Source organism: Nocardiopsis dassonvillei subsp. dassonvillei DSM 43111 (assembly GCF_000092985.1).
Taxonomy (GTDB): Bacteria; Actinomycetota; Actinomycetes; order Streptosporangiales; family Streptosporangiaceae; genus Nocardiopsis; species Nocardiopsis dassonvillei.
The window spans coordinates 3329814-3344614 of record NC_014210.1 but is presented as its reverse complement, the minus strand read 5'-3'; the positions used below and the strand labels follow the sequence as shown (position 1 = coordinate 3344614).

The following is a 14801-nucleotide window of genomic DNA, read 5'->3' as shown; positions in this document are numbered from 1 at the left end:
CCACTCTTGACCCGAAGAGTCGCTCGTCCCCCCACGCCAGTGAGGATCTCACGAGCTCAGGAGCCCCACGCACATGATGGGGCCCGCTTCCGCGTGTGATCAGGCGCGTTTGTGTGATTTCTTCGCTGGGTCGGTCATGGCCGTGTGAAGCCTTCCTCGAAACGCCGCCAAACGATGAGGAAGGTACACGTCACTTGACGACGGACACTGCCGTAACGCCTGCCTTCGACAGCCTGGGACTGCCCCAGGACATCGTCGAGGAGCTGGCCAGGAACGGTGTGACCACCCCGTTCCCGATCCAGGCCGCCACCATTCCCGACGCCATCGAGGGCCGCGACGTCCTCGGCTGCGGCCGCACCGGATCGGGCAAGACCCTGGCCTTCGGCCTGCCGGTCCTGATGCGCGCCGCCGAGCGCCGCGCCGCCGCCAACCGGCCCCGGGCCCTGATCCTGGTGCCCACCCGCGAGCTGGCCCACCAGGTCCGCGACGCCCTGCGCACCTACGCCCGCATCGTGGGCGTGCGCGTGGGCGACGTCGTCGGCGGCAGCTCCTACACCCGCCAGATCAACGAGCTGCGCCGCGGCGTCGAGGTCCTGGTCGCCACTCCGGGCCGTCTGTCCGACCTGATCGACCAGGGCGCCTGCGACCTGGGCGACGTGGAGGTCTCGGTGCTGGACGAGGCCGACCAGATGTGCGACATGGGCTTCATGCCGCAGGTCAGCGAGCTCCTGGACCAGGTCCGCCCCGACGGCCAGACCCTGCTGTTCTCGGCCACGCTCGACGGCGACGTCGACAAGCTGGTCCGCAAGTACATGAACGAGCCGCGCACCCACTCCGTGGACCCGCCGGTCTCGCAGGTCGCCAAGATGGAGCACCACCTGCTCAAGGTGCTGCCCCGCGACAAGAACACGATCGTCACCCAGATCGCCGCGCGCGAGGGCCGCACGATCCTGTTCGTGCGCAGCAAGTACCGCGCCGACACCATCAGCGAGCAGCTGGCCCAGGCCGGTGTCCCCTGCGCCTCCCTGCACGGCGGCAAGACCCAGAGCGTGCGCACCCGCACCCTGGCCAAGTTCCGTGAGGGCCGCATCCAGGCCCTGGTCGCCACCGACGTCGCCGCCCGCGGCATCCACGTCGACGGCATCGACATGGTGGTCAACGTCGACCTGCCCACCGGCCACAAGGACTACCTGCACCGCGGCGGCCGCACCGCCCGCGCGGGTGCCTCCGGCCTGGTGGTCTCCCTGGTGGCGCCCAACCAGCGCCGCATGGCCCGCCGCCTGCTCAGCGACGCCGGTGTCGAGGCCAAGCAGCACCTGGTCAACCCGGGCGACGAGCTGCTCAGCGAGGTGACCGGAGCCAAGGAGCCCTCCTGGGAGCCGTGGATCGAGCCGCCGGAGCCCGTGCGCGAGCGCCGCGGCCGCGGCGGCCCCCGTCGGGGCGGCCCCCGTGGTGGCGGTGGCGGCTACCGGGGTGGTGGCGGCGGCTACCGTGGCGGTGACCGTCGCGGTGGTGGCGGCGGCTACCGGGGCGACCGTCCCGGTGGTGAGCGTCGTGACTTCGCTCCGCGCGGTGAGGGCGGCTACCGCGGCGGCGAGCGCCGCGGGGCCGAAGGCGGCGGCGGTTACCGGGGCGACCGTCCCGGTGGTGAGCGTCGTGACTTCGCTCCGCGCGGTGAGGGCGGCTACCGCGGCGGCGAGCGCCGTGGCGGCGGTGGCGGTTACCGTGGCGGCGGCGACAACCGCGGCGGCTACCGCGGCGACCGTCGCGGCCCGCGCCGCGAGGAGCGCTTCGACTCCGCTCCGCAGTACTGATCCCGTCACCGCTCCCGTACTCGGAGCGGTACCGGTGCGATACAGACCCGGGCCCGGCAGGTGGCACCTGCCGGGCCCGGGCCCTTTTACCGGGGTCACCCACTTCTCTCGGACACTGCCACCTCCCGCAGGTCGCGGCCCCTGGTCTCGCGGGCGGCCGCGACGGCGACCAGGGTGACCGCGGCCATGGCGGCCACGTACAGCGAGACCGGCACGCTGCTGCCGAACGAGGCCAGCAGGGCCGTCGCGACCAGCGGGGCCAGCCCGCCCGCCACGATCGACGCCAGCTGGTAGCCCACCGACGCTCCCGAGTAGCGCACGCGGGTGCTGAACAGCTCGGAGAAGAAGGCCGCCTGCGGGCCGTACATGGCCCCGTGCAGGACCAGGCCGACCGTCACGGCCAGGGTCACCGACCAGAAGGTCCCCGCGTCCACGAGCGGGAAGAAGGCGAACACCCACAGCCCCGCCCCCGCGGCCCCCAGCGCGGTCACCGGCCTGCGGCCGATCCGGTCCGAGAGGGCTCCCCAGGCGGGGATGGTCACCAGGTGCACCGCCGAGGCGACGAGCACCGCGTTGAGCACCTGGCCGTTGGGCATCCCCGCCTCCTGCGTCGCGTAGACCAGGATGAACGCGGTGACGACGTAGTACGACACGTTCTCGGCCATGCGCACGCCCATGGCCACCAGGGCCTCGCGCCAGTGGTCGCGCAGCACGCCCAGGATCGGGGCGCGCTCGGGCCGGGCCGAGGCCGCCGCCCGCTCGTGCGCGTCGCGGAAGACCCGCGACTCGCTGACCGCCAGGCGCACCCACAGGCCGATGAGCACCAGCACGCCCGAGAGCAGGAACGGCACGCGCCAGCCCCAGGAGAGGAAGGCCGCGTCGCTCATCACCACGGCGAGCACCGCCAGCACGGCGGTGGCCAGCAGGTTGCCGCCCGGAGCGCCCGCCTGCGGCCAGGACGCCCAGAACCCCCGGTGCCGCGGCTCGCCGTGCTCGGCGACGAGCAGCACCGCGCCGCCCCACTCGCCGCCCAGGGCGAAGCCCTGGACCACCCGCAGCAGCGTCAGCAGCAGCGGAGCGGCCACACCGATCACCGCGTAGGTCGGCAGCAGGCCGATCGCGAACGTCGATCCGCCCATCAGCAGCAGGCTGATGACCAGCAGCTGTTTGCGGCCGATCCTGTCGCCGAAGTGACCGAAGACCAGGCCGCCCAGCGGACGCGCGACGAACCCCACCGCGTAGGTGGTGAACGCCAGCATGGTGCCCACCAGCGGGTCGGACTCGGGGAAGAAGACGTGGTTGAACACGAGCGCGGCGGCCGACCCGTAGAGGAAGAAGTCGTACCACTCGATCGTCGTGCCGATGAGGCTGGCGGTGACCACCCGCCCGAAGGAGGCTTTCTGTCTCATGTCCGGCAACCGTAGGGAGCGCGGGCACGGCTGACCATGGGCGCCCCCACCACAGGCCGGTGCCCGATCATGTGCCCGCGGCGGGTTGTTGACCCGTTACGGTCCTTTACCGCCCCTTCGCGTGTCCGCACGGGCTCCCACCTCCGGTGACGTGGACACTTGCCGGAGACCGGACCGCTTGAAGGGGAGCGCGTGAACAACGCAGTCGTCGCCGTCAACGACTTCTTCTGGAGCTACTTCCTCATCCCGCTCCTGATCGTCCTGGCCGTCTACTTCACGGTGCGCTCGGGGGTCGTGCAGCTGCGCCTGCTGCCGGAGATGTTCCGCGTCCTGGGCAGCGCCCCGGGGGTGGCGCCCGACGGCCGACGGGAGATCTCCTCCTTCCAGGCCTTCTCCATCTCGGCCGCCTCACGGGTGGGGACGGGCAACATCGTCGGCGTGTCCACCGCGATCATCCTGGGCGGGCCGGGCGCGGTGTTCTGGATGTGGACGATGGCCGCGGTGCTGGGCGCCGCGGCGTTCGTGGAGTCCACCCTCGCCCAGCTGTACAAGGTGCGCACCAGCACCGGCTTCCGGGGCGGTCCGGCCTACTACATGGAGAAGGGGCTGGGCAGGCGGTGGATGGGCGTGCTGTTCGCGGTGATCATCACCGTGACCTTCAGCCTGGTGTTCAACACGGTGCAGGCCAACAGCATCGCCGCCGCCGTGTCCACCTCCGTGGGCGCCCTCGGCGGGACACCCGGCCTGCCGCTGTCGGCCGTGATCGGGCTGGTGCTGGCGGGCCTGACCGCGCTGGTGATCTTCGGCGGGGTCAGGCGCATCGCGCACGCCGCCCAGGCGCTGGTCCCGCTCATGGCCGTCCTGTACATCCTCATCGGCCTGTGGGTGGTCGCCCTCAACATAGGGGAGCTGCCCCGGGTCGTCGGCGACATCTTCGCGTCGGCGTTCGGCGCGCGCGAGTTCGTCGCCGGGGGAGTGGGCACGGCCATCGTCCAGGGCATGCGGCGCGGCATGTTCTCCAACGAGGCGGGTCTGGGGTCGGCCCCCAACGCCGGAGCCACCGCCTCGGTCTCCCACCCGGCCAAGCAGGGGCTCGTGCAGACGCTGGGCGTGTACTTCGACACCTGGCTGGTGTGCTCGGTGACGGCCTTCATCGTGCTGGTCAGCGGCCCCGAGTACGGCGACGACCGGGGCATCCAGGTCACGCAGGGCGCGCTGGAGGCCAGCCTGGGCGGGTGGTCGGTCCACGCGCTCACGATCATCCTCTTCCTGCTGGCCTTCACCTCCGTGCTGGGCAACTACTACTACGGGGAGACCAACCTCCAGTTCCTGGACAGCAGCCCCCAGCACATGACCTACTTCCGCTACGCGGTCCTGGCGGCTGTCTTCCTCGGCTCCGTGGCGCCCCTGACCCTGGTGTGGAGCCTGGCCGACATCTCCATGGGCGTGATGGCCACCGTGAACCTGCTGGCCCTGGCGCCGCTGTCGGGGATCGCCTTCCGGCTGCTGGCCGACTACAGCCGCCAGCTGCGCAACGGCCTGGACCCCCAGTTCACGCTCGCCAAGATGCCCGGCCTGCGCAACGTGGAGTGCTGGGGCCCGGCCTCCGGGCCCCAGCCCGAGGACGTCCCCCGCGGGGAGGGCGAGGCGCCCCCGGACCCGGGCGCGGTCGCGGAGGAGCGGGGGCGGGACGGCGAGCGGTCCGACCCGGGGGAGGCGGAGTCGCACGGCGCGACGGCCGTGGACGAGGCCGCTGACGCGGACCGCTCCGACGGTGACGACGGCCCCGAGGAGGGGGACCGGGGGTCCGACACCGAGCGATGACCGGGGTGTGCCGTAAACACCCCCTCCACCGGCTCCCCTTCCCTCCTCCGGTGTTCCTCCTGGCCGCCGTGGCCGGGCCCGTCCCGGGCGCGCTCGCCCTCCCCGTGACGGCCCTGCTGCCCCGGGGGTCGGCGGCCTGCGGTCCGCGTCTGTGCCCTGGTGGGCGTCGTGCTCCTGCTGGTGGCGGCCCGCAGGTCCGGGGACCGGCCGCGGGCGCTCGCCGCGATGGTGCCCGCGGGACTGGTGCGGTAGGTGGGTGTGGGGGAGAGCGGAAGACCGCTGTTCCCGCCGGGGAGGGCTACCTTGCTTGAACCCGGGGTCCGGTCGTCCACAGGCCGGAGTGGGACGCTGACGGGCGAAAACGATTTTCGGTACGATGCGTGGAGTTCCCACCCGACCACCGCGGAGTACCACCGTGTCCGACCGGACGACGCCCGCCGCCGCACCCGACCCCGCCGCGCCCGGCTCCGCCCCGCCCAACGCCTCCGCCTCGCTCGGCGACACCCTCGCCGGGGGGTGGAACGACCGCGGCGACGAACTGCCCCCCGAGGACTGGGGGCGCAGGGGCGGCCAGCGCAGGACCGGCACGGTCTGGCTGTTCGCCCTGTTCATCACCGCCATGGCGATGGGGCACGCCTGGGTCACCGACCGGCTGACCAGCGACGCCTTCCTGGCCTGGGCCACCATCTTCACCGCGATCAGCTTCCAGGCGCTGCCCTTCCTGGTCTTCGGCGTCGCGCTGTCGGCGGCGCTCACCGCGTTCGTCCCGACCTCGGTCTACCAGCGCCTCATCCCCTCCAGCCCCGCGCGGGCGGTGCCGGTGGCCGGGGCCTCCGGCGCCCTGCTGCCCGGGTGCGAGTGCGCCTCGGTCCCCATCGCCGGAAGCCTGATCAAGGGCGGGGTCGCGCCCGCCGCCGCGCTGACCTTCCTGCTGGCCGCGCCCGCGATCAACCCGATCGTGATGATCGCCACCGCGGTGGCCTTCGCCGGGCAGCCCGAGATGGTGCTCGCCCGGTTCGTCGCCTCGCTGCTGGCCGCCGTGGTCATCGGATGGATCTGGGTGCGCTTCGGCCGCACCGACTGGCTGCGCCTGCCCGCGCGCACGCACGCCCCCGGCGAATCCCGGTGGACCGTCTTCCGCGAGTCCATGCTGCACGACATGATGCACGCGGGCGGCTACCTCGTGGTCGGCGGCCTGGCCGCGGCCTCCCTCAACGTCCTGGTCCCGCGCGAGTGGCTGGTGACGGTGGCCGGGCTCCCGGTCGTCTCGGTCCTCGTGCTCGCCCTGCTCGCCATCCTGCTGTCCATCTGCTCCGAGGCCGACGCGTTCGTCGCGGTCAGCCTCACCGAGTTCTCGCCCACCGCCAAGCTCGCGTTCATGGTGATCGGCCCGATGGTCGACCTCAAGCTCATCGCGATGCAGGCGGGTGTGTTCGGCTGGCGCTTCGTGGTGCGCTTCGCGCCGATGTGCCTGCTGGTCGGGCTGCTCAGCACCTTCCTGATCGGAGGCCTCTTCCTGTGAACCGCATCGCCCAGGGGCTCACCCTCGTCCTGCTCGGCGCCGCCGCGCTGACCAGCACGGTGGCCACCGACCTCTACCTCAACTGGGTCAAGGCGGGCTTCGGCCCCTTCCTCATCGCCGCGGGCGTGGTCATGGCCGTGCTCGGCGTGCTCATCATCGTGGCCGAGCTGCGCGGTGAGAGGGCGGCCGCGACCGCCCCCGAGGAGCGCTCCGACCACTCCGCCGACGGCCACGGGCACGACCACTCCCGCGCGCCCAGAGTGGCCTGGCTGCTCCTGCTGCCGGTGGTCGCGGTCTTCGTCGTCGCCCCGCCCGCGCTGGGCGCCTACACCGTGGAGTCCACCGCCGCCGCCTCCGCCCCGCCGCCCGAGCAGGCGCGCCCCGGCCGCTTCGACGACGGCCTGGCCGAGGCCGGACCGGGCGAGGTCGTCGCGATGGACATCCGCCAGTTCGTGATGCGCGCCTGGGTGGACGAGGAGCGCGAGCTGGCCGGGCGCGAGGTCGAGCTGACCGGTTTCGCGGTGCCCGACCCCGAGGGGGAGGGCTGGTTCCTGGCCCGCCTCCAGATGTCCTGCTGCGCGGCCGACGCCATCGTCAACAAGGTGCACATCTCCAACGAGCCCCCGCCGGAGACCGACAGCTGGTGGACGGTGCGCGGCACCTGGGTCGAGCCCGAGGGCGACATCGCCGACGTCAGCCAGCACGAGTTCGAGGTCCTGGAGATGGAGGAGGTCAGCAACCCGCCCTCCCCCTACGAGCAGTAACCGCCGGTCCGTTCGCCAACCGCCGCCACACCGCCGTCGCTTCGACGGATGTCCGGCCCCCTGGGTGACAATGGGTCGGTGCCAGGTTGGGATGACGGGCCCATGAGGGTGTGGGAGCGGATACGTCCCCGGTCGATTCGGGCCCGGGTCACGTTCGGCGCGGTCACGGCACTGGCCGTGGTCACCGGACTGGGCCTGGCCCTGACCATCTTCCTCGTCCGTGAGGCGATCGTGGAGCAGGTCCGCGACCTGGCGGCGGAGGAGGCCCGCGACGTCGCGGACCACATCGCGGTCCAGCGCTATCCGGAGCTGATCCCCGACGGGGAGTCCGTCCTGCGGATCCAGGTCGTCGCGCGCGACTCCGGTGCGGTGCTCGCCTCCAGCGACGCCATGGAGGGCCAGCCGCAGCTGACCGCCGAGCGCCCCACCGCCTCCGACCCGCGGGTGGACACCACGGTCTGCGGGCCGGTCGCGGGCGTCGACCCCCGGACCTGCCTGTTGGTGTCGGGCTACGCCGTCGACGACACGGCCTACGGCGACGTCGTCGTGCTGGCGGCCGTGGGCACGCCCCAGCTCGTGGCCACCCACGTGCTGGAGGACGCGCTGGTGGTGATGTCCTGCGTCCTGCTCGCCACCACCGGGTTCGTCATCTGGCACGGGGTCGGCCGGGCGCTGCGCCCGGTGGAGGAGATCAGGGCCCAGCTCGACACCCTCTCCGTCAGTGACCTGCACCGCAGGCTCCCGGTGCCCAACAGCGACGACGAGATCGCCCACCTGGCCCGTACCGCCAACCACAGCCTGGAACGGATGGAGGAGGGGATGGCCCGGCAGCGGCGGTTCGTCTCGGACGCCTCCCACGAGCTGCGCAACCCCATCGCCGGGATGCGGACCAAGCTGGAGGTGGAGCTCTCCGACCCCGATCCCGACGCCCGCGCGCGTGAACGGCTGCTCACCGGTCTGCTCTCGGACACCGAGCGGTTGGAGAACATCGTCACCGACCTGCTCGAACTCGCCCGTCTGGACGCCGGTACCGCGCCCGTCCAGGAAAGGCTGGACCTGTCCGCGCTGGTCGCGGAGGAGTTCCCGTTCGAGCGCCGTATTCCCGAACTGCGGCTGCACTCCTCCGGGCCGGTCCACGTCGTCGCCAACCGCCTGCGCCTCGTGCGGGTCCTGACGAACCTGATCGCCAACGCCGACCGGCACGCCGTATCCCGCGTCGACGTCATCGTCGGGCGGGAGGACGGTTTCGCGGTGGTGGAGGTGCACGACGACGGGTCGGGGATTCCACCCGGGGAGCGGGAGCGGATCTTCGAGCGCTTCGCGCGGTTGAGCGAGTCGCGGGAGCGCGATCCCGGTGGCAGCGGTCTGGGGTTGGCCATCTCCCGCGAGATCGCCCGGGCCCACGGCGGCAGTCTGCTGGCCGGCCACAGCGAGCTGCTCGGCGGAGCCGCGTTCGTTCTGCGCCTCCCCGAGGCCTCCGAGGACCCCGAACAGCACGGGCACCACGGGCACCACGACCGTCCCGGGTAACGCAGGCCATCTCCTTCGTCCTGGGCACCGCGGTCATCCCGGCTGTTCCGGACAGCGCGGACCGTACCGTCCGCTCCGGGCGGCACGGGTGTTCGGAGCGTCCCGAACAACACTGAACGCACCGTTCGCGCCGCCTGCGCCGAACGGCGTGTATCCGCCGGTTCCGTGGGAGTCCGGCGCCGGGCGTACGCTGTGGCCATGGGTGAGGACACGCGCGGCGTGCGAGCCGCGGACGTGTCGCGGCTCGCCCTGCTGCTGCTCTGGGTGGCGCTGCTGGTGTCGGCGCTGTTGTGGGGCCCCGACCTGGAGACCCTCCAGGCCTGGGTGGAGGACGCCGGAGCGGCCGCTCCGCTGGCCTACCTGAGCGTGTACCTGCTGGGAGTGTTCGCCTTCCTGCCCAGGCCCGCCCTCAACGCCGCCGCAGGGCTGCTCTTCGGAATGTCCCTGGGCCTGGTCCTGGCCGTGGCGGGCGGGGTGTGCGCCGCCCTGGCCCAGTTCTGGGTCGCCCGCCACGTGGCGGGCGACGCGGTGGCCCGGCGGCTGCCCGAGGGGGCCCGCACCCGGTTGGAGACCCTGGCGGGCGGACGCGCCCTCATGGCGGTGCTCCAGCTGCGCCTGGTTCCGGTCATCCCCTACCAGGTGGTCAACTACGGCTTCGGACTGACCCGGATGCGGATGTGGCCCTTCGTGCTGGGCACGCTCCTGGGCGGGGTGCCCAGCACGGCGGCGCTGGTGCTGGTCGGCGTCGGCGGCACGGACCTGGGCCTGCCGGTGGCCGTGGGCGGGGCGGTGCTCGCGGTGGCGATCGGCGCGGTCTGGTGGGCGCGCTCGCGCCGTCGGCGGACGCGGTCCTGAGGCCCGTCCCGAACCCGCGCGTCCCCGCGGCGGTCGCGCACGCCCGCCCACCTTCGTCCGGCAGGCCCACAAGCGCCGCAACCCGGTCGAACGCTGCATCGGCCCGCTCAAGCACTGCCGGGGCGTCGCTACGCGTTCGGACGAGCTCGCCACGCCTCCCCGGGCCCGGGGCCGTACTGGTCAGCGCCCTGCTCTGGCTGGATCACGGACCAGAGAACGGAACCTAGCCGCCGGCCCCCCCGAAGAGGGACACCTCGTCGGGCGAGGGCCGGTCCAGCTCGAAGGGCAGGACCTCCCCGCCGTCGCTGTCGGTGACCATGGGCTCCTGGAGGATCTCGGGCTCCTCGCCGGCGTGGTGCTGCACCACCATCACCCCGGCGTAGCCGCTGTGGTCGTCCTCTGTGGCGTTGAACGGCACCAGGCCGGGCCCCGTCCACTCGTGGGAGTTGAGGGTGCCGAGCAGGCTCTCCCGGGTCAGGTCGGGGCCGGCCTCCATGAGCACCTGGGCGAACAGGACCGCCTGCACCATGCCGTAGACGGTGGTGTCGGTGAAGGGCGTGCCCTCGTTGTACCTCTCGTGGATCTCCAGGAAGAACTCGGTCCACGGGTCCTCGCGCTGGGCGGCCATCGGCAGGAACGCGGTGATGATCAGACCGTCCAGGAAGGCCTCGGGCGGGACGTTCTCGGCCGCCGTGCCCTGCGCGTACTCCTCGATGAGGCCGGTGGCCACCGCCACGTCGCCGCCGAAGCTGGGCGCCACCCACTGCGGGGTGTAGCCGATCGCGGTGGCCTCCAGGACGGCCAGGGCCAGGAAGGCGGGGATGCAGTGGCAGACGGCGACCTCGGCGCCCGACCGCTTGAGCTCCTCGACCTGTCCGGCGAGCTCGGGGACGCCGGGGTCGTAGGACTCCCAGGCCACGATCTCCTCGGTGAGGTACTGCTCGATCCCCGCGTGAGAGGAGGGGCCCACGTCGTCGTTCTGGTAGAGCAGGCCGACCCTGTCGCCGGGGAAGTTCTCGGCGATGTACTGGCCCTGGATCTTGGCCTCCCGGGTGTAGTCGACCTGGAAGCCGTAGCTGTGGGGGTAGACCTCGGGCTGGTCCCAGGCCAGGGCGCCGGAGGAGACGAACAGGTCGGGGACGCCCGCCTCGTTGAGCTCCTCGATCACGGCCTCGTGGGTGGGGGTGCCCAGGCCGCCGAGCATGGCGAAGATCTCCTGGTCGTCGATGAGGCTGCGGGTGGCCTCCTGGGTCTGCGCGGGGTCGAACGCGTCGTCCTGGACCTGGTACTCGATCCGGCGGCCGTGGATGCCGCCGTTGTCGTTGATGTAGTCGAACACGGCGCGGGCGCCGGTGGAGACGTGGCGGAAACCCGGGGAGGCCGCTCCGGTGAGCGGTTGGTGCGTGCCGATGACGACGGCGTCGGCCGTCACCCCGGGGGTGACGGCCCGGTCGGAGCCGTCCGTGCCGCTGGAGCAGGAGGTGAGGAGAACCGTGACGGCCAGCGTCGAGGAGAGGATGCTCAGTGGTCGCATGATGGTGTCCTGGACTCGGTCGTGCCTTCGCGGAACGGGCGGGGCGGGGCCCGTGGGGGGAGAGGTACGTGTCTGTGGAGCGGACGGCGGGGGTATGTCTACTCACGAGTACGTTACTTGCGAGTAAACACTCTACGCGTGCCGCCCCACCTCGCAAACCGACCGGTCGCTATGTGACGTGTGTCCAGGTGGGAGGGGGTGGAGTGCGGTCGGCTCAGCCGTTGAGCGCCCCCGGCGCGCGTCCGTTGCGCCGCTCGCCCGGCGCCCGGTCGAGAGCGGACGCGGCGTCGCCCGGGGCCGGGGGGTCCGGTGTGCGGGACGGGCCGCCCAGGATCTCGCGGGCCAGCCGCGCGATCGTGTCGGAGGCCTGCTGGATCGGACTGTCGCGCCGCCAGACCAGCAGGTGGCGCAGCTGTATGGGCTCGCCCTCCAGGGGGCGTACCACCACGTCCGGCCCGGTGTCGAAGTCCGGCTGGCACGGCGCGACCGCCCGGCGGTCGGCGATGAGGTCGCGGATCTCGGAGCGGTCGTAGAGCCGGTAGGGCACATCGGGGGTGAACCCGGCCCGCTGGCAGGCCAGGTAGAAGCACTCGGGCCAGCCGGTGCCGTCCGGCGGGGTCAGCGCCCACGGCGTCCCCGCCAGGTCGCCCAGCCTGACCAGCGGCCGCTTCGCCTGGGGGTGGTCGGCCCACAGCGCCACGTGCAGCGGCTCCACCGAGAGCATCGCCCAGGACAGGGGGCCGTCGGTGGACAGGTCGCGGTCCACGTAGTCGATCGTGGTCCCCAGGTCCAGGCGGCCCGCGCGCACCAGGTCGGTGACCAGCTTGGGCGAGTACTCCGTGCGCACGTGGACCGGCACGTTCGGGAAGACCTCGGGTATGCGGGCCGACAGCTCCAGCGTCAGCGGTCCGACCCCGCCCACGCGCAGGGTGGTGGGGGAGGCCCCGCGCGCGGTGATGTCGTGCAGCAGGTCGTCCATGGACAGCAGGACCGAGCGTGCGCGCACCAGCACGAACTCGCCCAGCTCGGTGGGGCGGACCCCCGAACGCCCGCGGTGGAACAGCGGTCCGCCGACCTCGCGCTCGATCCGCTGGAGTTGGGTGGTCAGCGCGGGCTGTGAGGTGGAGAGCGCGGCGGCCGCCTTGGTCACACTGCCGGTGTCGGCCAGGAGGCAGATGGTGCGCAGGTGGCGGAGTTCGAGGTCCATGCGTGGAATCTAGGACGAGGAGGGGGCTCGTGTACAGACGTGCTGTCGTCGCGGGCGCGGCGGGCCGCCCCGTCTAACGCGACGGCCGCCGGAGCGGTGCGGCGTCCAAGGGACCGGAGCGCCCGGCCCCGTCGGCTTGTGGAGCGGGGGTGCCGTACGTCACCATATAGTTGGACGTCCTACTAGGTGTCCACATGTCGGACAGGCGCGGGAGAGGTTCATGACGGTCGCACGTACTCTGCACACCCCCGAGGCGGAGCAACTCCTGGAACTGACCCGGGAGATCGTGGACAAGGAGCTGACCCCGCGGGCCGCCGGGGACGAGGAGGGCGGCCTGTTCCCGCGCGAGGTCTTCCGCGTGCTCGGCGGCGCCGGGCTGCTCGGCCTGCCCTACCCCGGCCGGTACGGCGGCGGGGACCAGCCCTACGAGGTCTACCTCCAGGTGGTGGAGGAGCTGGCACGGGGCTGGCTCGCGGTCGGCCTGGGCGTGAGCGTCCACACCCTGTCCTGCTACCCCCTCGCCACCTTCGGCTCCGACGCGCAGAGGGAGGCCCACCTGCCCGGCATGCTCGGCGGCGGACTCCTGGGCGCCTACTGCCTGTCCGAGGCCGCCTCGGGCTCGGACGCCTCCGCCCTGACCACCCGGGCCGAGGCCGACGGGGACGGCTACCGCGTCAACGGCGCCAAGGCCTGGATCACCCACGGCGGCCAGGCCGACTACTACACGCTCTTCGCCCGCACCGGCGCCCCGGACTCCGGCGCCCGCGGCATCAGCTGCTTCCACGTCCCCGCGGACACCCCCGGCCTGGGATCGGCGGCCCCCGAGCGCAAGATGGGCATGAACTCCTCGATCACCGCCGGGGTCCTCCTCGACGACGTCCGCCTCGGCGCCGACGCCCTGGTGGGCGAGCGGGACAGGGGCTTCGGCATAGCCCTGTCCGCCCTGGACTCCGGACGCCTGGGCATCGCCGCCTGCGCGGTCGGCCTCGCCCAGGCCGCCCTCGACGCCGCCGTGGACTACTCCCGCGAACGCCACCAGTTCGGCACCGCCATCGGCGACTTCCAGGGCGTGGGCTTCATGCTCGCCGACATGGCCACCCAGGTCGCGGCCTCCCGCGAGCTCTACCTGTCGGCCGCGCGCCTGCGCGACGCCGGGCTCCCCTTCGGCAAGCAGGCCGCGATGGCCAAGCTCCTGGCCACCGACACCGCCATGAGGGTCACCACCGACGCCGTGCAGGTCTTCGGCGGCTACGGCTACACCCGCGACTTCCCCGTCGAGCGCTACATGCGCGAGGCCAAGGTGCTCCAGATCGTGGAGGGCACCAACCAGGTGCAGCGCATGGTCATCAGCCGCCACCTGGCCAGGGAGGGAGCCTGACCACCTCCCCCGGGGAGGGCCCGCGCCGCCGCCAGGCCCGCGAGAACGCGGGGCCGGAGGGCGGTCCGCCCCGGGAGGGCCCGCTCTCCCCGGGGAACACGGCCCTCCCCGAGGGGCCCTGCCGCCCCTCGGGGGCTCAGCCTCCGCCCGGCCGGGAGCGCAGCAGCCGGACGGTCTCCTCGTGGGTGCGCGGCTCCAGCTCCAGCGGCCGGTCGGTCAGCACCGCCAGGGCGGAGCGGTACTCCTCCCCGCCCCGGTCCGGGACCGCCCCGACGTCCAGGTCCGCCAGCGCCACCGCCCCCGGCGCCCCGCCGCCCTCCCAGGACAGCAGGGAGGGGGCGGCGTCCGCCGGGCTCACCAGCACACGCCGCATCCCGCCGGACAGGCCCAGGCCGGTCGCCTTCAGCAGCGCCTCCTTGCGGGCCCAGTAGCGGAAGAAGGCGCCGACCCGGTCGGCGGGGGAGAGGCGCTCCCAGGCCCGCTGCTCGGGTTCGCCCAGCGTGTAGCCCGCCAGGCCCTCCAGGTCGCGGGCCGGGGACACGCGTTCCACGTCCACGCCCACGGGCACCTCGCGGGCCAGGGCCAGCACCACCCACTCACCCGAGTGGCTGACGGAGAGCTCCCACCCCTCGGCGGGGCCGGAGGGGTGGGGCTTGCCGTGCGGGCCCTGCGCGGAGTCCTCGCCCCGGCTGGCGCCCGCCCGCTCCTTCTCCTCACAGGAACGGCAGCGCAAAGCGAAGGTCACCTTCTCGGGCGGGCAGTCGGCCCGCTCGGCCAGCAGCAGCCGGGACACCGCCCGGCCCAGCAGGTGCCGGTCGCGGTCGGCCTGGAGCCGGAAGCGGGCGTTGCGCGACCGTTCCTCCTCGTCCAACAGGCGCAGCAGGCGGTCGTCGGCGGCTGAGGTGCGTACCCACCACACCTCGATGGACAGGGGTGCCGGATCGAGCTTCATGCCCCCCATTGT

General features: G+C 72.9%; 11 protein-coding genes. 7 read left to right on the top strand and 4 right to left on the bottom strand.

Annotated features, from left to right (window positions below; all coding sequences use genetic code 11):
* Positions 1-194 precede the first annotated feature (194 nt).
* Positions 195-1814, top strand: a complete 1620-nt coding sequence (locus NDAS_RS13810) for a DEAD/DEAH box helicase (RefSeq protein ID WP_041552768.1) — start codon at positions 195-197, stop codon at positions 1812-1814.
* A 95-nt stretch (positions 1815-1909) separates the two neighbouring features.
* Here the strand turns inward: NDAS_RS13810 and NDAS_RS13805 are convergent, their stop codons facing one another.
* Complete coding sequence (locus NDAS_RS13805; protein ID WP_013153817.1) at positions 1910-3223, bottom strand: MFS transporter; 1314 nt, start codon at positions 3221-3223, stop codon at positions 1910-1912.
* 192 nt (positions 3224-3415) lie between these two features.
* Between NDAS_RS13805 and NDAS_RS13800 the strand changes: the two genes are divergently transcribed.
* From NDAS_RS13800 to NDAS_RS13780, 5 genes are all read left to right on the top strand, one after another.
* Positions 3416-5047, top strand: a complete 1632-nt coding sequence (locus NDAS_RS13800) for an alanine/glycine:cation symporter family protein (RefSeq protein ID WP_013153816.1) — start codon at positions 3416-3418, stop codon at positions 5045-5047.
* Between the two features lie 415 nt (positions 5048-5462).
* Positions 5463-6569 carry a permease gene (locus NDAS_RS13795; RefSeq protein WP_013153815.1) on the top strand — a complete coding sequence of 369 codons (1107 nt, stop codon included), beginning with the start codon at positions 5463-5465 and terminating at the stop codon, positions 6567-6569.
* Positions 6566-7333: a TIGR03943 family putative permease subunit gene (locus tag NDAS_RS13790; protein ID WP_013153814.1), complete on the top strand. Its 768-nt coding sequence runs from the start codon at positions 6566-6568 to the stop codon at positions 7331-7333. Before NDAS_RS13795 ends, NDAS_RS13790 begins: the two co-directional genes overlap by 4 nt.
* A gap of 102 nt (positions 7334-7435) precedes the next feature.
* Positions 7436-8863 carry a sensor histidine kinase gene (locus NDAS_RS13785; protein WP_013153813.1) on the top strand — a complete coding sequence of 476 codons (1428 nt, stop codon included), beginning with the start codon at positions 7436-7438 and terminating at the stop codon, positions 8861-8863.
* A gap of 198 nt (positions 8864-9061) precedes the next feature.
* Positions 9062-9718 (top strand): TVP38/TMEM64 family protein, encoded by a 657-nt coding sequence (locus tag NDAS_RS13780; protein ID WP_013153812.1) that lies wholly within the window; start codon positions 9062-9064, stop codon positions 9716-9718.
* Positions 9719-9941: 223 nt separating this feature from the next.
* Here NDAS_RS13780 and NDAS_RS13775 read toward each other — a convergent pair whose 3' ends face one another.
* Complete coding sequence (locus NDAS_RS13775; RefSeq protein WP_013153811.1) at positions 9942-11252, bottom strand: ABC transporter substrate-binding protein; 1311 nt, start codon at positions 11250-11252, stop codon at positions 9942-9944.
* Between the two features lie 214 nt (positions 11253-11466).
* Entirely contained in the window at positions 11467-12459 is a 993-nt protein-coding gene (locus tag NDAS_RS13770; RefSeq protein ID WP_013153810.1) for a LysR family transcriptional regulator, read from the bottom strand.
* Between the two features lie 220 nt (positions 12460-12679).
* Here NDAS_RS13770 and NDAS_RS13765 point away from each other — a divergent pair, with 220 nt between their 5' ends.
* Complete coding sequence (locus tag NDAS_RS13765) at positions 12680-13837, top strand: acyl-CoA dehydrogenase family protein (protein ID WP_013153809.1); 1158 nt, start codon at positions 12680-12682, stop codon at positions 13835-13837.
* A gap of 136 nt (positions 13838-13973) precedes the next feature.
* On the opposite strand, the gene NDAS_RS13760 is transcribed toward NDAS_RS13765, so the two are convergent.
* Complete coding sequence (locus NDAS_RS13760) at positions 13974-14798, bottom strand: 4'-phosphopantetheinyl transferase family protein (RefSeq protein WP_013153808.1); 825 nt, start codon at positions 14796-14798, stop codon at positions 13974-13976.
* Between the last annotated feature and the right edge of the window lie 3 nt (positions 14799-14801).

Coding starts and splice junctions, on each gene's coding strand:
- NDAS_RS13805 (WP_013153817.1), bottom strand. CDS start 3,223: ATGAGACAGAAAGCCTCCTTCGGGCGGGTGGTCACCGCCAGCCTCATC.
- NDAS_RS13780 (WP_013153812.1), top strand. CDS start 9,062: ATGGGTGAGGACACGCGCGGCGTGCGAGCCGCGGACGTGTCGCGGCTC.
- NDAS_RS13760 (WP_013153808.1), bottom strand. CDS start 14,798: ATGGGGGGCATGAAGCTCGATCCGGCACCCCTGTCCATCGAGGTGTGG.
- NDAS_RS13785 (WP_013153813.1), top strand. CDS start 7,436: ATGAGGGTGTGGGAGCGGATACGTCCCCGGTCGATTCGGGCCCGGGTC.
- NDAS_RS13765 (WP_013153809.1), top strand. CDS start 12,680: ATGACGGTCGCACGTACTCTGCACACCCCCGAGGCGGAGCAACTCCTG.
- NDAS_RS13770 (WP_013153810.1), bottom strand. CDS start 12,459: ATGGACCTCGAACTCCGCCACCTGCGCACCATCTGCCTCCTGGCCGAC.
- NDAS_RS13775 (WP_013153811.1), bottom strand. CDS start 11,252: ATGCGACCACTGAGCATCCTCTCCTCGACGCTGGCCGTCACGGTTCTC.